Raw genomic sequence first — 18,411 nt, 5'->3', positions numbered from 1 at the left:
CCGGTGGCCGATCACGGCATACTGGGCGCCAACACAGTCGGCGTTGAAGGAATCGGTATGCAGTTGGATCCCGCTAGCGGGTGGTGTCACGGGGTGCAGGTCTGTCCATCGCCCAACTTCAATGAACGCCCGAGCGGCGAAATCTCCTTGCTGGTCATCCACAACATCAGCCTGCCGCCAGCGCAGTTCGCTACCGGCAAGGTCCAGGAGTTTTTCCAGAATCGCCTGGATGTCACCGAACATCCCTATTTTGCAGGGATTGCCGATTTGCGCGTCTCGGCGCATTTTCTGATTGAACGTGACGGCACGGTCACCCAGTTTGTCTCCTGTCTGGAGCGGGCGTGGCATGCGGGCGTCTCGGTCTTCGATGGGCGGGAAACCTGCAACGATTTTTCCGTGGGCATCGAGCTCGAAGGCACTGATGACCAGCCGTTCACCGATGCGCAGTATCAAGCGTTGATTGCGTTGACCCGGCAGTTGCAAGCGGCATTTCCGGCGATCACCGACGCACGCATCTGCGGTCACAGTGATATTGCCCCAGGGCGCAAGACTGATCCTGGCCCGGGGTTCGACTGGGCGCGTTACCGCGCGGCCCTGGCACAAGAGGAAGGACAATGAGTTTTCTGGTGTTACTGCTGGCGCTGTGGATCGAGAAGTTTTCGGCCTTGCGCCATCGGGTTCAGCGCGATGGCGGATGGGTCCGCGAACTGCACAAGCTCGAAAGCAGCCCGCGCATGGCGGGCAAGCCGTGGCTGGTGCTGACGATTCTGGTGCTGCTGCCGGTGGCGCTGCTGGCGCTGTTACTGCTGGTGCTGGAGCCGGTGGCGTATGGCTTGCTGGCCTTGCCGGTGCATTTGCTGGTGGTGATTTACAGCCTGGGGCGTGGTGATCTGCTCGGCGGTCTCGGACCGTTTCGCGATGCCTGGCGCCGCGAGGATCTGCAAGCGGCGGCCCACGTCGCCAAACGCGATCTGAATATCTGCGCCGACAGCGGCGAACAGTTGCTCGAGCGCGTGCAGGCGCATTTGTTGTGGCAGGCCTACCAGAGTTTCTTCGCGGTGATTTTCTGGTACTTCGTTCTCGGGCCGGTGGCGGCACTCGCGTATCGCTTGCTGGCGCTGGCTCAGGAAAATGGGCAGAACCCTGCGCTGGTCGAGCGCGCCGCGCAACTGCGCCATGCGTTTGATTGGTTGCCGGTACGTCTGCTGGCGGCGAGTCTGGCGCTGGTCGGCAACTTCGTCGCGGTCAGTCGGGTGATGCTGCACGAATTGCTCAACTGGAACATCAGCGCGGCGCAGTTGATCAACCGGGTCGGCCTGGCGGCCGGAGAGATCCCGCCACCGGCGGTCGGACCAGAAGGCATCAACACCCTCGACTGCCTGTGGGAACTGCTGCTGCGCGCAGCCGTGCTGTGGTATGCCGGATTCGCTTTGTGGACCGTGCTGGTGCACTGATCCCGACGTGCCGAGGGCGCAACGCCCTCGGCAGCGCTGCCGTTAACCTTAAGTTACAAAAACTCCCTTCGATTTGAGCTATACAGAGATAGCGCCCGATAGTGGCTATCTGCTGTCGCTGCGCGCCTGCCAATAAAAACAAGAAAAACCAAGGGAGACTTCCAGTGAAGAGCTTGCTCTATCCCGCCGTCTCGCTGATGAACCGCTTGAGCTTCGGCATGAAGTTCAGCCTGATCAGCGTGCTGTTCCTGGTGCCGATGCTGGTGACCAATTTCTATCTGGTACGCGATTCCTATCGCGAATTCCAGGGCACCCGGGTCGAGCTGCAAAGCCTCGACCTGCTGGGCAATAGCCTGGCCCTGCGCCGCGATCTGGAAACCCTGAACAACCTGGTGCAGATCAATGTCACCCTCGGCCAGTCCGGCAAAGCCGGGAATGTCGAAGCGCAGATCACCACGCTCGAACAAACCGTGCTGACGCGTCTGCAAGGGCTGGCGGCGATGACCGACGACCCCGAGCAGATCAAGCTCTTCGATGGCAAACGCGATGAAATGATTGCCGCGTTCAAGGCCCAGCAGGCGGAAAACTCGCTGCAAAGCAAAAGCGCGCTGATCGGCAAACTGCTCACTAGCGCGCAAATCTTCAGCCAGATCATCAGCAGCCAGGCCGGGTTGAGCCGCGACAACCAGAGCGACATTCGTCAACTCAGCGAACTGGTGACGCTCGTCACGCCCAGCGTCACGCAAACCCTCGGCGAAGGCCGGGCGATGGGTGCCTACTCGCTGGGCCAAGGGTTTCTCAACAGCGCGTCGAGCACCCGCTTCGATGAACTGCTGGTGCAGATCGAAAAGCTCCAGGCCGAATATGCCTTGAAACTACAGGACGCCCTCGCGTCCAGCAGCGCTGCGCATGAGTCCCTCAACGCCCCGGCCGAAAGCAGCAAGGCGTCGTTGAAACAGGCCAGCGAACTGTTCGAAGAGCAGGTGGTGATGGCCGATACTCTCGATGCACCGTGGCAGGCGTTTTACGACCAGGTCACCGGGCTGATCGACAAGACCTACCAGCTCAATGACGCCACGCTGAAATTTCTCGACCGGCAATTACAGCAACGCCTGAGCGAAAACCGCACGCACATGGTCCTGCAAGCCGTGGCGCTGTCGCTGGTGTTTGTGCTGATTTTCTATCTCTACGGCGGCTTCTACGCCTCGACTCGCACCACGCTCAAACGCCTCGGCGCGATGATGGACAACGTCGCGGCCGGCGACATGACCGTCAACTTCAAGGCCAGCAGCCGCGACGAACTTGGCGAATTGGGCGAGGTGTTCAACGGCACCGTGAAGAAGATTCACGACTTGATCGAGCGGGTCGGTCAGACCGTCGCTGAAGTCGAACGTCAGGCCGGGCAAGTGGAAAACGTCTCGGCGCAAAGCAATCAGGCGGTTGCCGGGCAACGCACGCAGATCGAGCAAGTGGCGACGGCGATGAACCAGATGTCGGCCACCTCGCTGGAGGTCGCGCGCAGTGCCGCCGCCGCTGTAAGCAGCGCCCACAGCGTCAATGAAGAGACCGTCAGCGGCCGCGGTCTGGTCGAGTCGCAGCAGGGCAGCATTGCCGCGCTGGCCAGCGAAATCGACCAGTCGGTAATGGTCATCAATCAGTTGGCCAGCGACAGCCAGTCGATCAGCCGCGTACTCGAAGTGATCAAGAGCATCGCCGAACAAACCAACCTGCTGGCGCTCAACGCGGCGATCGAAGCCGCGCGTGCCGGCGAGCAGGGACGCGGTTTTGCCGTGGTCGCCGACGAAGTGCGCACGCTGGCCAAGCGCACCCAGCAATCGACCGAAGAAATCGAACAGATGATCGCCAAGCTGCACGGCGGCGTCGGCGCGGCGGTGAAAGCCATGGGCATCAGCCATCAGATGGCCAACGGCACCGTCGACCAGTCGGCCAAGGTGCAGCAGGCGCTGGAAAATATTCTCGGCGCGGTGGGCATGATCGTCGATCAGAACCAGCAGATCGCCGCTGCGGTTGAACAGCAGACCGCCGTGGCCCACGACATCGACCAGAACATCGTCGAAATCAACCGCGCCGGCGAGCGCACGGCGCAGGGCGCGCACCAGACCGAAGATGCCAGCCGCGCGCTGTCGGCGCAGGTGGTGGAGCTTAAACAGCTGATCAGCGCGTTTCGTGTCTGAAAGGCCGGCATCGGATCAAAAATGTGGGAGCGAGCCTGCTCGCGAAGGCGGCGGGTCGGGCACTGTCGATGTCACTGACAGATTGCTTTCGCGAGCAGGCTCGCTCCCACAGGGGACTGCGGTGTTACCAGTCGAACACTTCGCAGCAGTTGGCGGTGCTGGCGGCAGCCAGTTGTTCAGGTGCGACGTGCATCAATTCAGCCAGCGCCGCACAAATCGCCGGCAAGTGCGCCGGGCTGTTGCGCTGGCCGGGATACATCGCGGGTGCCATGTCCGGTGAGTCGGTTTCCAGCACCACCGACTCCAGCGGCAACTGCGGCAGCACGCGGTGCATGCGCAATGCCTGCGGCCAGGTCGGCGCGCCGCCAAGGCCGAGTTTGAAACCGAGCTTGAGGTACTCGCGCGCTTCTTCGCGGCTGCCGGCGAAGGCGTGGATGATCCCGGCGCGTTTGAGCTTGAAACGTTTGAGTGTTGCGATCACCGCCGCGTGGCTGCGGCGCACATGGATCAGCGCTGGCAGTTGGAAGTCTGCGGCCAATTGCAGTTGCGCCTCGAACAGCGTCTGCTGCCGCTCGCGGTCGAGGGTTTCGATGAAGTAGTCCAGACCGATTTCGCCCACCGCGCACAGCTGCCGATGACCGTGCAGGCGCGTCAGCCAGTCGCCCAGTGTCTGCAGGTCTGCGGGCTGGTGCTGATCGAGAAACACCGGGTGCAGACCAAACGCCGCGTATAGATCCGCATCGCTCTGCACCAGATCCCACACCCGTTGCCAGTTACCGCTATGCACGCCGAGCACCACCATTCGCCGCACACCGAGGGCGCGGCTTTCGGCCAGCAACGCCGAGCGATCGGCGTCGAAGTCGGGGAAATCCAGGTGGGTGTGGCTGTCGATCAGCTCCACGGTTCAGTCCCGGTGAATACGCTGCTTGAACGTACGCGCGATGGCTTGCACGCCGGGGGCGTACTCCGATTGTTCGACGGCGGCGAGCGCCAGTTCCAGCGCCTTGTCGGCAATCAACTGGTGCTGCTGGGCCATGGCATTGACCGGCAGCGGCAGGAAGTCCAGCAGCTGCGTGTCGCCGAAGGTGCCGAGACGCAGCGGCCGCGATTTCAGCGGGAAGTCGTGCAGCGCATCGAATACACCCTGCAGCAAAACGTAGGACGTGGTGATCAGCGCGTCGGGCAAATGCCCCAGACGCTGCAGGAGTTCTTCCATCAGTTGCTGGCCGCATTCACGGCTGAAGGCCTCGGCGTGCTCGACCAGCACTTCGCCTTGGAAGTCGCTCAGTGCCTGCCGGAAACCGGCGGCACGCTCCTGGCTGATGCTCAGTTCCGGGCGCGCGCCGAGCAGCACGATCTGCTTCGGCTGCGGGTCGAGCAGGCTCTGGGTCAGGTGCAGGCTGGCTTCGCGGTCGTCACTGATCACCGAGCAGAAATGCTCCGGCTCCATGACCCGGTCGATGGCGATGATCGGCAGCCCTTTGGCCTGCAACTGCCGATAGCTGTCATCGCTGGCCGGCAGGCAACTGGCGACGATCAGCGCGTCGCAGCGCCGCGCGCGGAACAGTTGCAGCAACTGCCGTTCGCTCTCAGGTGCATCGTCGGAGCTGGCGATCAGCAATTGATAACCGCGAGCCCGCGCGCCTTGCTCCAGCAGCTTGGCGATTCGCGCGTAACTGGGGTTTTCCAGATCCGGCAGAATAAAACCCAGCGTGCGCGTATGCCGGCTGCGCAGGCCGGCCGCTTGCGGGTTTGGGGTAAAGCCGTGCAAGTCCACCACCGCGCGCACGCGCTCGACGGTCGCTGTGCTGATGCGTTGCTGTTCGGCCTTGCCGTTGATGACGTAGCTGGCGGTGGTCACGGACACGCCGGCCAACCGCGCGATATCACTGAGTTTCAACCCGGGATTTCCTTGTTTTTTCGAGCTTGCCTCGACATTTTCGCCAATCCTACCCGATTCGGGCAGACGACTTATGGCCTACCCACTTCCGACAAGTTGGACTTCAACGATGAGACATTATCGAGTAACGTGCCGATCAATCTAGATTAAACGTTTCAGCAAGCGTATTTTCTACGTTTTAGACGCCTTTGCGCGGTTCTGCCGTAAAACCGCCAAAACGGCCGCTCAAAAAGCGCGGTCGAGCGCCTAAGCTGTGACCATCAAAACAATACCTGGCCTGTATCGGGCCAAAAAGGAGATTGCATGCTCGAGCTCACTATAGAGCAGATATCCATGGGCCAAGTGGCCGTGGATAAACCCGCCGCCCTGCAACTTTTGGCCGATCATCTGGTTGCCGATGGCCTGGTCGCCGATGGCTATCTCGCCGGCTTGCAGGCCCGGGAAGCCCAGGGCTCGACCTTTCTCGGTCAAGGTATTGCCATCCCCCACGGCACCCCGGAAACCCGCGATCAGGTGTTCGCCACTGGCGTGCGCCTGATGCAGTTTCCCGAGGGCGTCGATTGGGGCGATGGGCAGATCGTCTATCTGGCGATCGGCATCGCGGCCAAATCCGACGAACACCTGCGCCTGTTGCAACTGCTCACCCGCGCTCTCGGCGAAACCGATCTGGGCCAGGCCCTGCGCCGCGCCAGTTCGCCGCAAGCGCTGCTGAAGTTGCTGCAAGGCGCGCCGCAGGAACTGGCGCTGGATGCGCAGATGATCGGCCTCGGCGTTTCTGCCGACGATTTCGAAGAACTGGTCTGGCGTGGCGCGCGTCTGCTGCGTCAGGCAGATTGCGTCAGCAATGGTTTTGCCGGCGTGTTGCAGCAGGTCGAAGCGCTGCCGCTCGGCGATGGCCTGTGGTGGCTGCACAGCGAACAGACCGTGAAGCGCCCGGGCCTGGCGTTCGTCACCCCGGACAAACCGATGCGCTACCTCGGCCAGCCGCTCAGCGGCCTGTTCTGTCTGGCCAGCCTCGGCGAAGCGCATCAGGCGTTGCTTGAGCGCTTGTGTGCGTTGCTGATCGAAGGTCGCGGTCATGAATTGGGCCGTGCCACCAGCAGCCGCAAAGTCCTCGAAGTGCTCGGCGGTGAGTTGCCTGCCGACTGGCCGAGCGCGCGCATTGCGCTGGCCAACGCCCACGGTCTGCATGCGCGGCCGGCAAAAATCCTCGCGCAACTGGCGAAGAGTTTTGACGGCGAGATTCGCGTGCGCATCGTCGACAGCCAGGACAGCGCCGTGTCGGTGAAGAGCTTGAGCAAACTGCTCAGCCTCGGCGCCCGGCGTGGTCAGGTGCTGGAGCTGATCGCCGAGCCGAGCATCGCTGCCGATGCCCTGCCGGCGCTGCTCGCTGCTATCGAAGAAGGCCTCGGCGAAGAAGTAGAGCCGCTGCCCGCCGTCAGTCAGCCGCGTGAAGTGATGGCCGACATCGCCGAGGTGCTGGTCGCCCCGGCCTCAGGCAGCCTGCTGCAAGCGATCCCGGCAGCACCGGGCATTGCCATCGGCCCGGCGCATGTTCAGGTTCAGCAGCACATTGATTACCCGTTGCGCGGCGAGTCCGCCGCGATCGAGCGTGAGCGCCTGACGCAAGCGCTGAGCGACGTGCGCACAGACATTCAGGGTCTGATCGAACGCAGCAAGGCCAAAGCCATTCGCGAGATTTTCATCACCCACCAGGAAATGCTCGACGACCCGGATCTCACCGACGAAGTCGACACCCGCCTCAAGCAAGGCGAGAGCGCCGAAGCGGCGTGGATGGCGGTGATCGAAGCCGCGGCGAAACAGCAGGAAGCGTTGCAGGACGCCTTGCTCGCCGAGCGTGCGGCGGATCTGCGTGACATCGGTCGCCGTGTGCTGGCGCAGTTGTGTGGCGTGCAGACCGCGAGCGAGCCTGAGCAGCCGTACATTCTGGTGATGGACGAAGTCGGCCCGTCCGACGTCGCACGTCTGGACCCGGTGCGCGTCGCCGGGATTCTCACCGCTCGCGGCGGCGCCACCGCACACAGCGCAATCGTTGCCCGCGCCCTCGGCATTCCGGCATTGGTTGGCGCAGGTGCCGCGGTGTTGCTGCTGGAGCCGGGCACGCCGTTACTGCTCGACGGTCAGCGCGGGCGCCTGCATGTCGACGCCGATGCTGCGACCCTCAAACGTGCCGCTGAAGAACGCGACACCCGCGAGCAACGCCTGAAGATCGCTGCCGAACAACGCCATCAACCGGCACACACCACCGACGGTCACGCCGTTGAAGTGTTCGCCAACATTGGCGAAAGCGCCGGTGTGACCAGCGCGGTGGAGCAGGGCGCCGAAGGCATTGGCCTGTTGCGCACCGAACTGATTTTCATGGCCCACCCGCAAGCGCCGGACGAGGCCACGCAAGAAGCCGAATACCGCCGCGTCCTCGACGGCCTCGCCGGGCGCCCGCTGGTGGTGCGCACGCTGGATGTCGGCGGCGACAAACCGCTGCCATATTGGCCGATCGCCAAAGAGGAGAATCCGTTCCTCGGCGTGCGCGGCATTCGCCTGACCTTGCAGCGTCCGCAGATCATGGAAGCGCAACTGCGCGCTTTGCTGCGCTCGGCCGACAACCGGCCGCTGCGGATCATGTTCCCGATGGTCGGCAGCGTCGAAGAATGGCGCCAGGCCCGCGACATGACCGAACGCCTGCGTAAGGAAATCCCGGTTGCAGATCTGCAACTGGGGATCATGATCGAAGTGCCGTCCGCCGCGTTGCTCGCGCCGGTGCTGGCCAAGGAAGTCGACTTCTTCAGCGTCGGCACCAACGACCTCACGCAATACACCTTGGCCATCGACCGTGGTCACCCGACCCTGTCGGCGCAGGCGGACGGCTTGCACCCGGCGGTGCTGCAACTGATCGACATTACCGTGCGCGCAGCCCATGCCCATGGCAAATGGGTCGGCGTCTGCGGCGAACTGGCGGCCGATCCGCTGGCGGTGCCGGTGCTGGTCGGCCTCGGTGTCGACGAACTGAGCGTGTCCGGCCGCAGCATTGCCGAAGTCAAGGCGCGCATCCGCGAACTCAGCCTGACCCAGGCGCAAACCCTTGCTCAACAGGCCTTGGCCGTGGGCAGCGCCAACGAAGTGCGTACATTAGTGGAGGCCCTGTAATGGCCAGGATTCTTACCCTGACCCTCAACCCGGCGCTCGACCTCACCGTCGAGTTGCCGCAGCTGGAGGCCGGTCAGGTCAATCGCAGCGACGAAATGCACACCCACGCCGCCGGCAAAGGCGTGAACGTCGCACAGGTGCTCGCTGATCTGGGCCATCAATTGACGGTCAGCGGTTTTCTCGGCGAGGACAACCTGCAAGCGTTCGAAACCCTGTTCGCCAAACGCGGCTTTGTCGACGCGTTCATCCGCGTGCCGGGCGAGACGCGCAGCAACATCAAGGTCGCCGAACAGGATGGCCGCATCACTGACATCAACGGTCCCGGGCCGGTGGTCGATGCAGCGGCGCAGCAAGCGTTGCTCGACCGTCTGCTGCAAATCGCACCGGGGCATGACGCGGTGGTGGTCGCCGGCAGTTTGCCGCGCGGAGTCACGGCGCAGTGGCTGCGTGAGCTGATCGAAAAGCTCAATGCGCTCGGCCTGAAAGTCGCCCTCGACTCCAGCGGCGAAGCCTTGCGCGCGGCGCTGCAAGCCGGGCCTTGGCTGATCAAGCCGAACACCGAAGAACTGGCCCATGCGCTCGGCTGTGAAGTGGTTTCCCCGCTCGCCGAAGCGCAAGCCGCGGCACAGTTGCATGCGCAAGGTATCGAGCATGTGGTGATCTCCCACGGCGCGGACGGCGTGAACTGGTTCAGCGTTGGCTCGGCGCTGCACGCGACGCCGCCGAGGGTCAGCGTTGCCAGCACGGTCGGTGCCGGTGATTCGTTGCTGGCCGGCATGCTGCACGGTTTGCTCAGCGCCGATACGCCCGAACAAACCCTGCGCACGGCCACGGCGATTGCCGCGATGGCGGTGACCCAGATCGGTTTCGGCATCAACGACGCCGCGCAGCTGGCGCAGCTCGAACAGGGCGTGCGCGTGCGCCCCCTGACAGAACAATAAGAGGGTTTGTGATGAAGTTAGCCATTGTTACGGCTTGCCCGAACGGCATGGTCACCAGTGTGCTGTGCGCACGATTGCTCGATGCCGCAGCGCAACGTCAGGGCTGGAGCACCAGCGTCGAAGTGGTCGATCCGGCGCACCCGGAGCGCGAGTTGTCGGCGGCGACCATCGCAGCGGCGGAGTGGGTCTTGCTGGTCACTACCGGCCCGGTCGACATGAACCGTTTCGTCGGTAAGCGGGTGTTCCAGATCGCCCCGGCGCAGGCGTTGCAGGATGTCGAAGCGGTGCTGCGCCGTGGTGCCGAAGAGGCTGAGGTCTACGTTGCCAGCGAAGCAGAGCCGGCGGCAGAAACGTCGCGTGCACCGCGCATTGTGGCGATCACCGCGTGCCCGACCGGCGTCGCCCACACCTTCATGGCGGCCGAAGCGTTGCAGCAGACCGCCAAGCGCCTGGGCTACGAATTGCAGGTCGAAACCCAGGGCTCGGTGGGCGCGAAAACCCCGCTGAGCCCAGCGGCGATTGCCGATGCCGATGTGGTGCTGCTGGCGGCGGACATCGAAGTCGCCACCGAGCGTTTCGCTGGCAAGAAGATCTATCGCTGCGGCACCGGCATCGCCTTGAAGCAGTCCGAAGCCACTCTGAAAAAAGCCTTGACCGAAGGGGTCGTCGAAAGCGCGGCGGGCGAGGGCAACGTCCCGGCCAAGTCGGAGAAAACCGGCGTCTATAAACACTTGCTGACCGGTGTCTCGTACATGCTGCCGATGGTCGTGGCCGGCGGTTTGCTGATCGCGTTGTCGTTTGTCTTCGGCATTACCGCGTTCAAGGAAGAAGGCACGCTGGCGGCGGCGCTGATGCAAATCGGCGGCGAGACCGCGTTCAAATTGATGGTGCCGCTGCTGGCCGGCTACATCGCCTACTCGATCGCCGACCGCCCGGGCTTGGCGCCGGGGATGATCGGTGGTTTGCTGGCGGGCACGTTGGGCGCCGGGTTTATCGGCGGGATCATTGCCGGTTTCATTGCCGGTTATGCGGCGAAAGCGATCAGCCGTTATGTCGCGCTGCCGCAGAGTCTGGAGGCGCTGAAACCGATCCTGATCATTCCGTTGTTCGCCAGCCTGATCACCGGCCTGGTAATGATTTACGTGGTCGGCAAACCGGTCGCCGGCATGCTCGCGGCACTGACGCAGTTCCTCGACAGCATGGGCACCACCAACGCGATTCTGCTCGGTGTGCTGCTCGGCGCAATGATGTGCGTCGACCTCGGCGGGCCGATCAACAAAGCCGCGTATGCGTTTTCGGTGGGGCTGCTGGCCTCGCAGAGTTACGCCCCGATGGCCGCGACCATGGCCGCCGGCATGGTGCCGCCGATCGGTCTGGGCATCGCCACCTTCATTGCCCGGCGCAAGTTCGCGCAGAGCGAACGCGAGGCGGGCAAAGCGGCCTTCGTGCTGGGCCTGTGCTTTATCTCCGAAGGGGCGATTCCGTTTGCCGCGAAAGACCCGTTGCGGGTGATTCCGGCGGCCATCGCCGGCGGTGCTCTGACCGGCGCGCTGTCGATGTATTTCGGCTGCAAGTTGATGGCGCCGCACGGTGGCTTGTTCGTGCTGGCGATCCCGAATGCGATCAATCATGCGCTGCTGTATCTGCTGGCGATTGTCGCCGGGAGTCTGGTGACGGCGGTGGTGTATGCGTTACTCAAGCGGCCTGAGGTGGTTGAGCTGGCGCTGGAGCCGGCCAAGGCTTAGCTGACACGAAAAACCTGTGGGAGCGAGCCTGCTCGCGAAAGCGGAGTGTCAGATGACGAGGTTGTAGCTGACAGGACGCCTTCGCGAGCAGGCTCGCTCCCACCGGGACCTGTGTTGTCATGGCGGGTTCATGAACCCATGCTTAAGTTTTCCCTTTTGCAGGGAGAACACCGTGAGCGATTTCAATCTCGGCCGGCGTCGTGTCATGCAAGCGGTCGGCGCCGGGCTGTTGCTGCCGGGGCTCGCGCCGGCGGTGATTGCTTCGGTCAAGGATCGTCCGCAACTCACCGATGGCGTGCAATCGGGCGACCTGCTCGGTGACCGCGCGATGATCTGGAGCCGCAGCGACCGTCCGGCACGCATGGTGGTCGAGTGGGACACCCGCAGCCTGTTCGGCAATCCGCGCAAATTCGTCTCGCCACTGGCCGATGCCCGCAGCGATTTCACCGCCCGTGTCGAGCTGACCGGGCTGCCCGCCGATCAGGCGATTTTCTATCGCGTGTACTTCGAGGATGCCCAGACTGGCGTTGCCAGCGAACCATGGTTCGGCCACCTGCGCAGCGTCCCCACGGCCAAACGCGATATCCGTTTTGTCTGGAGCGGCGACACCGTCGGCCAGGGTTTCGGCATCAACCCGGACATTGGCGGCATGCGCATCTACGAAGCCATGCGCCTGCGCCTGCCGGACTTCTTTATCCACAGCGGCGACACCATCTACGCCGACGGCCCGGTGCCGGCGCAACTGACCACCGAAAACGGCCGCATCTGGCGCAACCTCACCACTGAAGCCAAGAGCAAAGTCGCGCAGACCCTCGACGACTATCGCGGCAACTACCGCTACAACCTGATGGACGAAAACATCCGCCGCTTCAATGCCGAAGTGCCGCAGATCTGGCAGTGGGACGACCACGAAGTGGTCAACAACTGGTCGCCAGGCAAACAACTCGATGAGCGCTATCAGGAAAAAAATATCCACACCCTGGTCGGGCGCGCGCGGCAGGCGTGGCTGGAATATGCGCCGATGCGCTTGCAGGCCGCCGATGGCGGCGGGCGGATTTATCGCAAGCTGAGCTATGGGCCGATGCTCGACGTGTTTGTGCTGGATATGCGCAGTTACCGCGAGGCCAACGACGACAACCTCGGCGCGGCGAAACCGTTCCTCGGACGTGAGCAACTCGACTGGCTCAAGCGCGAACTGAAGAATTCGAAGGCGCAGTGGAAAGTCATCGCTGCCGACATGCCCATCGGGCTCGGTGTGCCGGACGGCGAGGTCAGCCCGGGTGTTGCGCGCTGGGAAGCCGTGGCCAACGGCGACCCTGGCCCGGCGCAAGGGCGAGAGCTGGAGATCGCCGAGCTACTCGGCTTCCTGCGCGCACAGCAGGTGCGCAATTTCCTGTTTTTAACGGCGGATGTGCATTACTGCGCCGCGCATCACTATCACCCGGACCGGGCGGCGTTTCAGGATTTCGAACCGTTCTGGGAATTTGTCGCGGGGCCGTTGAATGCCGGGAGTTTTGGGCCCAATCCGCTGGATAAAACATTTGGACCGCAAGTGGTCTTCGAGAAAGCCCCTGCCGCGCAGAACACCTCGCCGTTTGCCGGGTTTCAGTTTTTTGGCGAGGTGAATATTGAAGGGCAGAGCGGCGAGATGAGTGTGGTGTTGCGGGATCTGGATGGGGTGGCGGTGTTTGAGCAGAAGTTGCAGCCGGTGTGAATTCACCGACACTGCAATTCCCCTGTGGGAGCGAGCCTGCTCGCGAAAGCGGTGGGTCAGTTGATAAATGTACTGACTGACACGACGCCTTCGCGAGCAGGCTCGCTCCCACAGGGATATGAGTTGGATCAGTAAACATCCCGGCGGTAGCGGCCCTGTTCGATCAGGCGTTCGACTTCGGCGCTGCCGAGGATATCGGTGAGCACCTGATCCACGCCTGAGGCCATCCCCTGAAGGCTGCCGCAGACATAAATCACCGCACCCTCCGCCAACCATTTCTTCAATTCTTCAGCCGACTCACGCAAGCGATCCTGCACATAAACCTTCTCGGCCTGATCGCGGGAAAACGCCAGGTCCAGGCGCGCCAGATCACCGTTGATCAGCCACTCTTCCAGCTCGGCGCGGCAGAGGAAATCGTGCTCACGATTGCGCTCACCAAACAGCAGCCACTGGCGTTGTTGGCCGTCGGCAATCCGTGCCTTGAGCAAACTGCGCAAGCCGGCCAGACCGGTGCCGTTGCCCAGCAGGATCATCGGCACGGGCTCGTTGGGCAAATGGAAACCGCTGTTGCGGCGCACGCGCAGGCTGATGCTGCCGCCCACTGGCGCGTGTTCGGTCAGCCAGCCGGAACCGATGCCGAGCGTGCCGTCGGCGTGCTGTTCCTGACGCACGATGAGTTCCAGCACGCCGTCGGCGGCAATCGAGGCGATCGAGTATTCGCGCATGGCCAGCGGCACCATGGCGTCGACCAGCGATTGCGCATGCAGGCCGACCAGATGCGCGCGGTGTTCCGGCAATTGGCGCGAGGCCAGTGCCACTTCCAGCGGCTCGCTGAGGCCGTTGATTTTCACCGTGGTTTCGCCACGAATGCCGAGGCCGTCGAGGAAATGTTCAATCGCCCACGGGCAGTTGCGCGGCAGCACTTCGACCAGATCGCCGGCCAGCCAACTGCTGGTATCGGGGGCTTTGAGACCGAGCAGATAGACCGGCGCGCCGCTGCTGTCGGGGTTCATCAGTTCACGCCGCAGCAGCGTCCAGTTGGCGTAGCTCGGCGCCTGCCAGGTTTCGGTGGGCGCCTGCCCGGTGAGCTGGCCGAGTTGGGTTTGCCAGTGACGCAGGGCGTAGGGGTCGCCGCTGTCGACTTCTACCGGCGCGAACAAGGTCTTGCCGCCGTGCTCGCTCAGCCATTGGTGCAGGCGTTTGGCGAAGCCGCAGAAGTGTGCGTACTGGCGGTCGCCGAGGCCCAGCACCGCGTAGTTCAGGCTGTCGAGGGTCGCCGCCTGGCTCAGCACTTTGCGCTCGAAACCGCGTGCGTTGTCCGGGGCTTCGCCGTCGCCGAAGGTACTGACGACGAACAGCGCATTGCTCGACGCGCGGAGATCCTGCTCGCTGACGTTGGCCAGCGGCTGCACGTTGACCGGCAGTCCGGCAGCTTGCAATTGGCCGGCGGTCTGCCAGGCCAGTTGCTCGGCGAAACCGCTCTGGCTGGCGAAGCCGACCAGCCACGCCGAGGCATCGCCGGCCGGTTGTTCTAGCCCTTTGCGCGCGTCCTTGATCTGCTTTTTCTTGCGTCGGCGGTCGAGGTACAGCAGCCATCCCGTGATAAAGAACAGCGGCATGCACACCGCCGCAACGGTCACGATGATGCGCCCGACGAGGCCGAAATAGCTGCCGACATGCAGCGCATAAATGCTGGTCAGCAGTTGCGCCTTGAAGCTTTTATCGGCGTAGCGGTCGACGCGTTTGACCAGGCCGGTGGCCGGGTCGAGGGTGATCTGGTTCAGCGCACGGTCATGCGGCGAGCTGTCGAGCAGGTAGAACACCGTCGCCGGTTGGCCGGCCACGGGCGGCATGCGTATGTTGTAGGCGGACAAGCCCGGGCCGGCGGCGCTGTAAATGCTGCTCCACATCGCTGCGTAGTCGGCGGTCGGTGCCGGGCCTTCGGGTGCCGGGCCACGGCCACCGCGCACACGCTCGTTTTGCGGCGCATCGGACAGCAGGCGGGTCAGGCCTTTGTTGTACCACTCGTAGGACCACGACAACCCGGTCAGCGCCAGCAGCAGGTACACCAACAAACACCAGGTGCCCGCCACCGAGTGCAGATCCCAGTTGAACGCTCGACCCTTTTTCTTCCAGTCCAGGGTCAGCCACACGCGCCAGCTGTTCCACTGCCGTGGCCAGCGCAGGTACAAACCGGACAGGCAGAAAAACAGCAGCATCAAGGTGCAGGCGCCGGTGATGTTGCGCCCGGTATCGCCCATCGCGAGGAAACGGTGCAGTTGCAGCATCAGGCCGAAGAAATCCTGGCCGACGGCATCACCCTTGAACTCGGCGGTGTAGGGGTCGAAGTAGCGCATCTCGCCGCGACGTTCGCCTTTGGGCGGCGTGAAGTACACCCGCGCCGCGTTGCCACTGTCGGTTTCGACCCAGAGCATGGCGACTTTCTTGCCGGACGCGCCTTCGATGCGCTCCACCAGTTCGACCGGCGGCAGCACCCCGGCGACCTGTTTTTCCACTTGCAGGACGGACGGATTCAGCGCCCGCAGGATCTCGTCCTGAAACGAATAGGCCGCCCCGGTGATGCCCATCAGGGCCAGCACCAGCCCCGCGGTGATGCCAAAAAACCAGTGCAACTGGAACAGGGTTTTCTTCAACACGTCACTCGCCGTCCGTTCGAAAGTTGTCATCACGGCGCGCATTATGCCGTGGGTTGTCGTGAAGCGTTTTTCGTAACACGCAAAAGCCCCGTTCAATTGAATGAACGGGGCCAGGCCTTGCGGCATATCTCATGTGGGAGCGAGCCCGCTCGCGAATGCGGTGGGTCAGTGACGATGATGCCGACTGAGTTACCGCTTTCGCGAGCAGGCTCGCTCCCACATTTGCCTCTGTTTTCACATCGGTCAGAAGTGGAAATTGGTGCTCAACAGCGCCGTACGGCCCGCCGCCTGGTTGGCGAAGTGGGTCGAGAAGGCTTTGTCGTAATAGGTTTCGTCGGTCAGGTTCTGCACGTTGAGTTGCAGGTCGACGTTCTTGGTCAGCTTGTAGGCCGCCATCGCGTCGTAACGTACATAGGAATCGACCATCGTGGTGTTGGCGACACTGCCGTAGACGTCGTCGACATAGAACGCGCCACCGCCGATCGTCAGCTTCGGCGTGACCTGATAAGTGGTCCACAGGCTCGCGCTGTTTTTCGGCGTGTTCGGCAAGTCGTTGCCGTCGTTGGCGCGACCCAGCGGGCCGCCGTCAACCTGTTCGCTGTCCATGAACGCGTAACCGGCGAACACCTGCCACTTGTCGGTGAGCTTGCCGCTGGCCGACAGTTCGAAACCTTGTACGCGGGTCTTGCCGGCGTTTTCGTACGAGCTGGTATCGACCTGCACGCGGGCGTTTTCTTTCTCGGTGCGGAAGATGTCAGCGGTTAGCGACAGGCGATCGTTGAGCAGATCCCACTTGGTGCCGATCTCGTAGTTCTTGGTGGTTTCCGGCTCCATGTCGCTGCTCAGCAGGTTGCCGTTGCGATCCGGCGTGCCGCCGAGCGGGTTGCCTTCCTGACCTTCGCCCAGGGTGTTGCCCGGGGGCGTGGCGGAGGTGGCGTAGGACGCGTAGATGCTGCCGTTTTCCGCCGGTTTGTAAACCACACCGAACTGGCCGGTAACGAACTCGCTGGTGTCATCGCCCTTGGACGTGGTGCGACCGGCCGCGTTGTAGGTCTTGTAATCAGTGTCGAAGTGATCGTAACGCAGGCCCATATTCACCAGCCATTGCTCGGACAGCTCCAGGGTGTCGAACACGTACAGCGCGTAAGTATCGGCCTGGGTGTCGGTACCGGCGTAGTTGCGCGAGATCGCACCGTTCCACGGATCGTTCGGATTCGGGTTCGACAGCGAGGTGCAGTTGTAACCGCTGGCGGCGCCGATCAGCCCCGGGTTGCAGTTGGTGGTTACGGCGCTGGTGCGCGGCGTGGTGTCGGTGTTGACGTTGTACGAGGATTTCTCGCTCTGCTCACGGGTGTATTCGACCCCGGTAGAGAAGCTGTTCTTGAAACCGGCCACGTAGAACGTCCCGAACAGGTCGGTCTGGTTGGTGGTGGTTTCGGTGTTGCTCACCCGTGTATTGGCGCGGCGCCAGACGCTGCCATTGTTGACGTTGCCCTTGCTGTCGTCCGGCTGAGTGAGGATGTAATCCTGCATGCTGGTGCCGTGGCGCAGGGTGTTCTTGAGCGTCAGCGAATCGTTGAGGTCATGCTCGATGGCGAAGGTCGCGGTGTCGGTGCGGCCCTTGCGGAAGTCGCGGTCCAGACCATAGAAATTGTCGTGATCGCCACCGGCGTACGGCTTGTCCGGATTGGACTTGGTGCGCGCCGCCGAACCACCGGTTGGGATGGTGTACGGAATGCCCGAATCCGGCGTGTCGTTGCTTTCCAGATGATAGTAATCGAGGTTGACGCGGGTGTCGGTGCCCAGGCCAAACGCCAGCGACGGTGCGATACCCCAGCGGTCGTAATCGACCTTGTCGCGACCAGCGACGTTGCTCTCGTGGCTCATCAGGTTCAGACGGCCAGCGGCGCTGTCGCTAAACTGATAGTTGCCGTCGAGGGTGTAGCGCTGGGTCTGGTCGGAACCGTAGGTAAAACCGCCATCGAACGAATTGCCCAGATGGGCTTTCTTGCTCACCAGGTTGATGCTGCCGCCGGCCGCGCCACGACCGCCGATGGCGGAGTTCGGGCCCTTGCTGACTTCGATGTTCTCGACAGCAAAGATTTCGCGGCTCTGCGAACCGGTGTCGCGCACGCCGTCCAGATAAGTGTCGCCCTGCGCGTCGAAGCCACGGATGAACGGACGGTCGCCCTGCGGGTTGCCGCCTTCTCCGGCGCCAAAAGTGATGCCCGGCACGGTGCGCAATGCATCCTGCATGTTCAGCGCGCCGGTGTCTTTGAGCACCTGTTGCGGAATGACAGTGACCGAGCGCGGCGTATCGACCAGCGGCGCGGTGTACTTGGGTGAGGAAGCCTTCTCGACTTGGTAGGACGTCGAGTCCTGAGCTTCGCCAGTGATGGCGGTGGCGTCCAGGGCGATGGCATTACCGGAGGCTTTGCTTTCGGTCTTTTCCGCAGCGAACACCATCTGCCCTGCGGAGCCGGCGGTGATTGCCACGCCGATTGCCGAGGCGAGCAGACGTGGTGAACTGACCGGTAATTGTGCGTGTTGACGTGCCATTTTTATTCCCCTCCCCAAGGATTTGAGGCGGCGGAATATAGGGTAAACAGGTATTTGTATCAATTGCGAAAAATTACTATT

The 18,411-nt window shown here is 62.9% G+C and carries 11 protein-coding genes and 1 pseudogene; 8 read left to right on the top strand and 4 right to left on the bottom strand.

Features of this window, described 5'->3' with window-relative positions:
* The first annotated feature begins 57 nt into the window (after positions 1 to 57).
* The 4 genes and pseudogenes from ampD to ACGSLL_RS19025 all read left to right on the top strand — a co-directional run bounded on the left by ampD (position 58) and on the right by ACGSLL_RS19025 (position 3,649).
* Positions 58 to 618, top strand: coding sequence for a 1,6-anhydro-N-acetylmuramyl-L-alanine amidase AmpD (gene ampD / locus ACGSLL_RS19040; protein WP_394507578.1), 561 nt, complete (start codon positions 58 to 60; stop codon positions 616 to 618).
* Positions 615 to 1,454, top strand: coding sequence for a regulatory signaling modulator protein AmpE (gene ampE, locus ACGSLL_RS19035; protein WP_394507526.1), 840 nt, complete (start codon positions 615 to 617; stop codon positions 1,452 to 1,454). Before ampD ends, ampE begins: the two co-directional genes overlap by 4 nt.
* 197 nt (positions 1,455 to 1,651) lie before the next feature.
* Positions 1,652 to 2,743 (top strand): annotated as a pseudogene (locus ACGSLL_RS19030) (methyl-accepting chemotaxis protein); the annotation flags it as partial.
* The gene (locus ACGSLL_RS19025) at positions 2,720 to 3,649 is read left to right on the top strand and encodes a methyl-accepting chemotaxis protein (protein WP_394507577.1); all 930 of its coding nucleotides are present in this window, start codon (positions 2,720 to 2,722) and stop codon (positions 3,647 to 3,649) included. The pseudogene ACGSLL_RS19030 and the gene ACGSLL_RS19025, both read left to right, overlap by 24 nt.
* 124 nt (positions 3,650 to 3,773) lie before the next feature.
* Here the strand turns inward: ACGSLL_RS19025 and ACGSLL_RS19020 are convergent, their stop codons facing one another.
* Together ACGSLL_RS19020 and cra are read right to left on the bottom strand one after the other, a co-directional pair.
* Positions 3,774 to 4,550 carry a TatD family hydrolase gene (locus ACGSLL_RS19020; protein WP_394507525.1) on the bottom strand — a complete coding sequence of 259 codons (777 nt, stop codon included), beginning with the start codon at positions 4,548 to 4,550 and terminating at the stop codon, positions 3,774 to 3,776.
* A 3-nt stretch (positions 4,551 to 4,553) separates the two neighbouring features.
* The gene (gene cra / locus ACGSLL_RS19015; RefSeq protein ID WP_394507524.1) at positions 4,554 to 5,549 is read right to left on the bottom strand and encodes a catabolite repressor/activator; all 996 of its coding nucleotides are present in this window, start codon (positions 5,547 to 5,549) and stop codon (positions 4,554 to 4,556) included.
* Between the two features lie 303 nt (positions 5,550 to 5,852).
* On the opposite strand from cra, the gene ptsP reads away from it, so the two are divergent.
* The 4 genes from ptsP (at position 5,853) to ACGSLL_RS18995 (ending at position 13,114) form a co-directional block, all read left to right on the top strand.
* Positions 5,853 to 8,714: a phosphoenolpyruvate--protein phosphotransferase gene (ptsP, locus tag ACGSLL_RS19010; protein WP_394507523.1), complete on the top strand. Its 2,862-nt coding sequence runs from the start codon at positions 5,853 to 5,855 to the stop codon at positions 8,712 to 8,714.
* Positions 8,714 to 9,655 (top strand): 1-phosphofructokinase, encoded by a 942-nt coding sequence (gene pfkB / locus ACGSLL_RS19005; protein WP_394507522.1) that lies wholly within the window; start codon positions 8,714 to 8,716, stop codon positions 9,653 to 9,655. Before ptsP ends, pfkB begins: the two co-directional genes overlap by 1 nt.
* Before the next feature lie 11 nt (positions 9,656 to 9,666).
* Positions 9,667 to 11,400, top strand: coding sequence for a PTS fructose-like transporter subunit IIB (locus ACGSLL_RS19000; protein WP_394507521.1), 1,734 nt, complete (start codon positions 9,667 to 9,669; stop codon positions 11,398 to 11,400).
* 172 nt (positions 11,401 to 11,572) lie between these two features.
* Positions 11,573 to 13,114 (top strand): alkaline phosphatase D family protein, encoded by a 1,542-nt coding sequence (locus ACGSLL_RS18995; protein WP_394507520.1) that lies wholly within the window; start codon positions 11,573 to 11,575, stop codon positions 13,112 to 13,114.
* Positions 13,115 to 13,242: 128 nt separating this feature from the next.
* Here the strand turns inward: ACGSLL_RS18995 and ACGSLL_RS18990 are convergent, their stop codons facing one another.
* A complete protein-coding gene (locus ACGSLL_RS18990) occupies positions 13,243 to 15,771 on the bottom strand; it encodes a PepSY domain-containing protein (protein ID WP_394507576.1) in 2,529 nt (842 codons plus the stop codon).
* Between the two features lie 243 nt (positions 15,772 to 16,014).
* Positions 16,015 to 18,330, bottom strand: coding sequence for a TonB-dependent receptor (locus ACGSLL_RS18985; protein WP_394507519.1), 2,316 nt, complete (start codon positions 18,328 to 18,330; stop codon positions 16,015 to 16,017).
* Positions 18,331 to 18,411 lie beyond the last annotated feature (81 nt).

Source organism: Pseudomonas retamae, from assembly GCF_043496865.1.
In the GTDB taxonomy this organism is placed as follows: domain Bacteria; phylum Pseudomonadota; class Gammaproteobacteria; order Pseudomonadales; family Pseudomonadaceae; genus Aquipseudomonas; species Aquipseudomonas retamae.
Note: the sequence above shows the minus strand (reverse complement) of the source record. Positions and strands in the feature narration are given on the sequence as shown.

Excerpts from the sequence above, each read along its gene's own strand:
- ampD (WP_394507578.1), top strand. The coding sequence starts at position 58 with ATGCAGTTGGATCCCGCTAGCGGGTGGTGTCACGGGGTGCAGGTCTGT.
- ampE (WP_394507526.1), top strand. The coding sequence starts at position 615 with ATGAGTTTTCTGGTGTTACTGCTGGCGCTGTGGATCGAGAAGTTTTCG.
- ACGSLL_RS19025 (WP_394507577.1), top strand. The coding sequence starts at position 2,720 with ATGACCGTCAACTTCAAGGCCAGCAGCCGCGACGAACTTGGCGAATTG.
- ptsP (WP_394507523.1), top strand. The coding sequence starts at position 5,853 with ATGCTCGAGCTCACTATAGAGCAGATATCCATGGGCCAAGTGGCCGTG.
- pfkB (WP_394507522.1), top strand. The coding sequence starts at position 8,714 with ATGGCCAGGATTCTTACCCTGACCCTCAACCCGGCGCTCGACCTCACC.
- ACGSLL_RS19000 (WP_394507521.1), top strand. The coding sequence starts at position 9,667 with ATGAAGTTAGCCATTGTTACGGCTTGCCCGAACGGCATGGTCACCAGT.
- ACGSLL_RS18985 (WP_394507519.1), bottom strand. The coding sequence starts at position 18,330 with ATGGCACGTCAACACGCACAATTACCGGTCAGTTCACCACGTCTGCTC.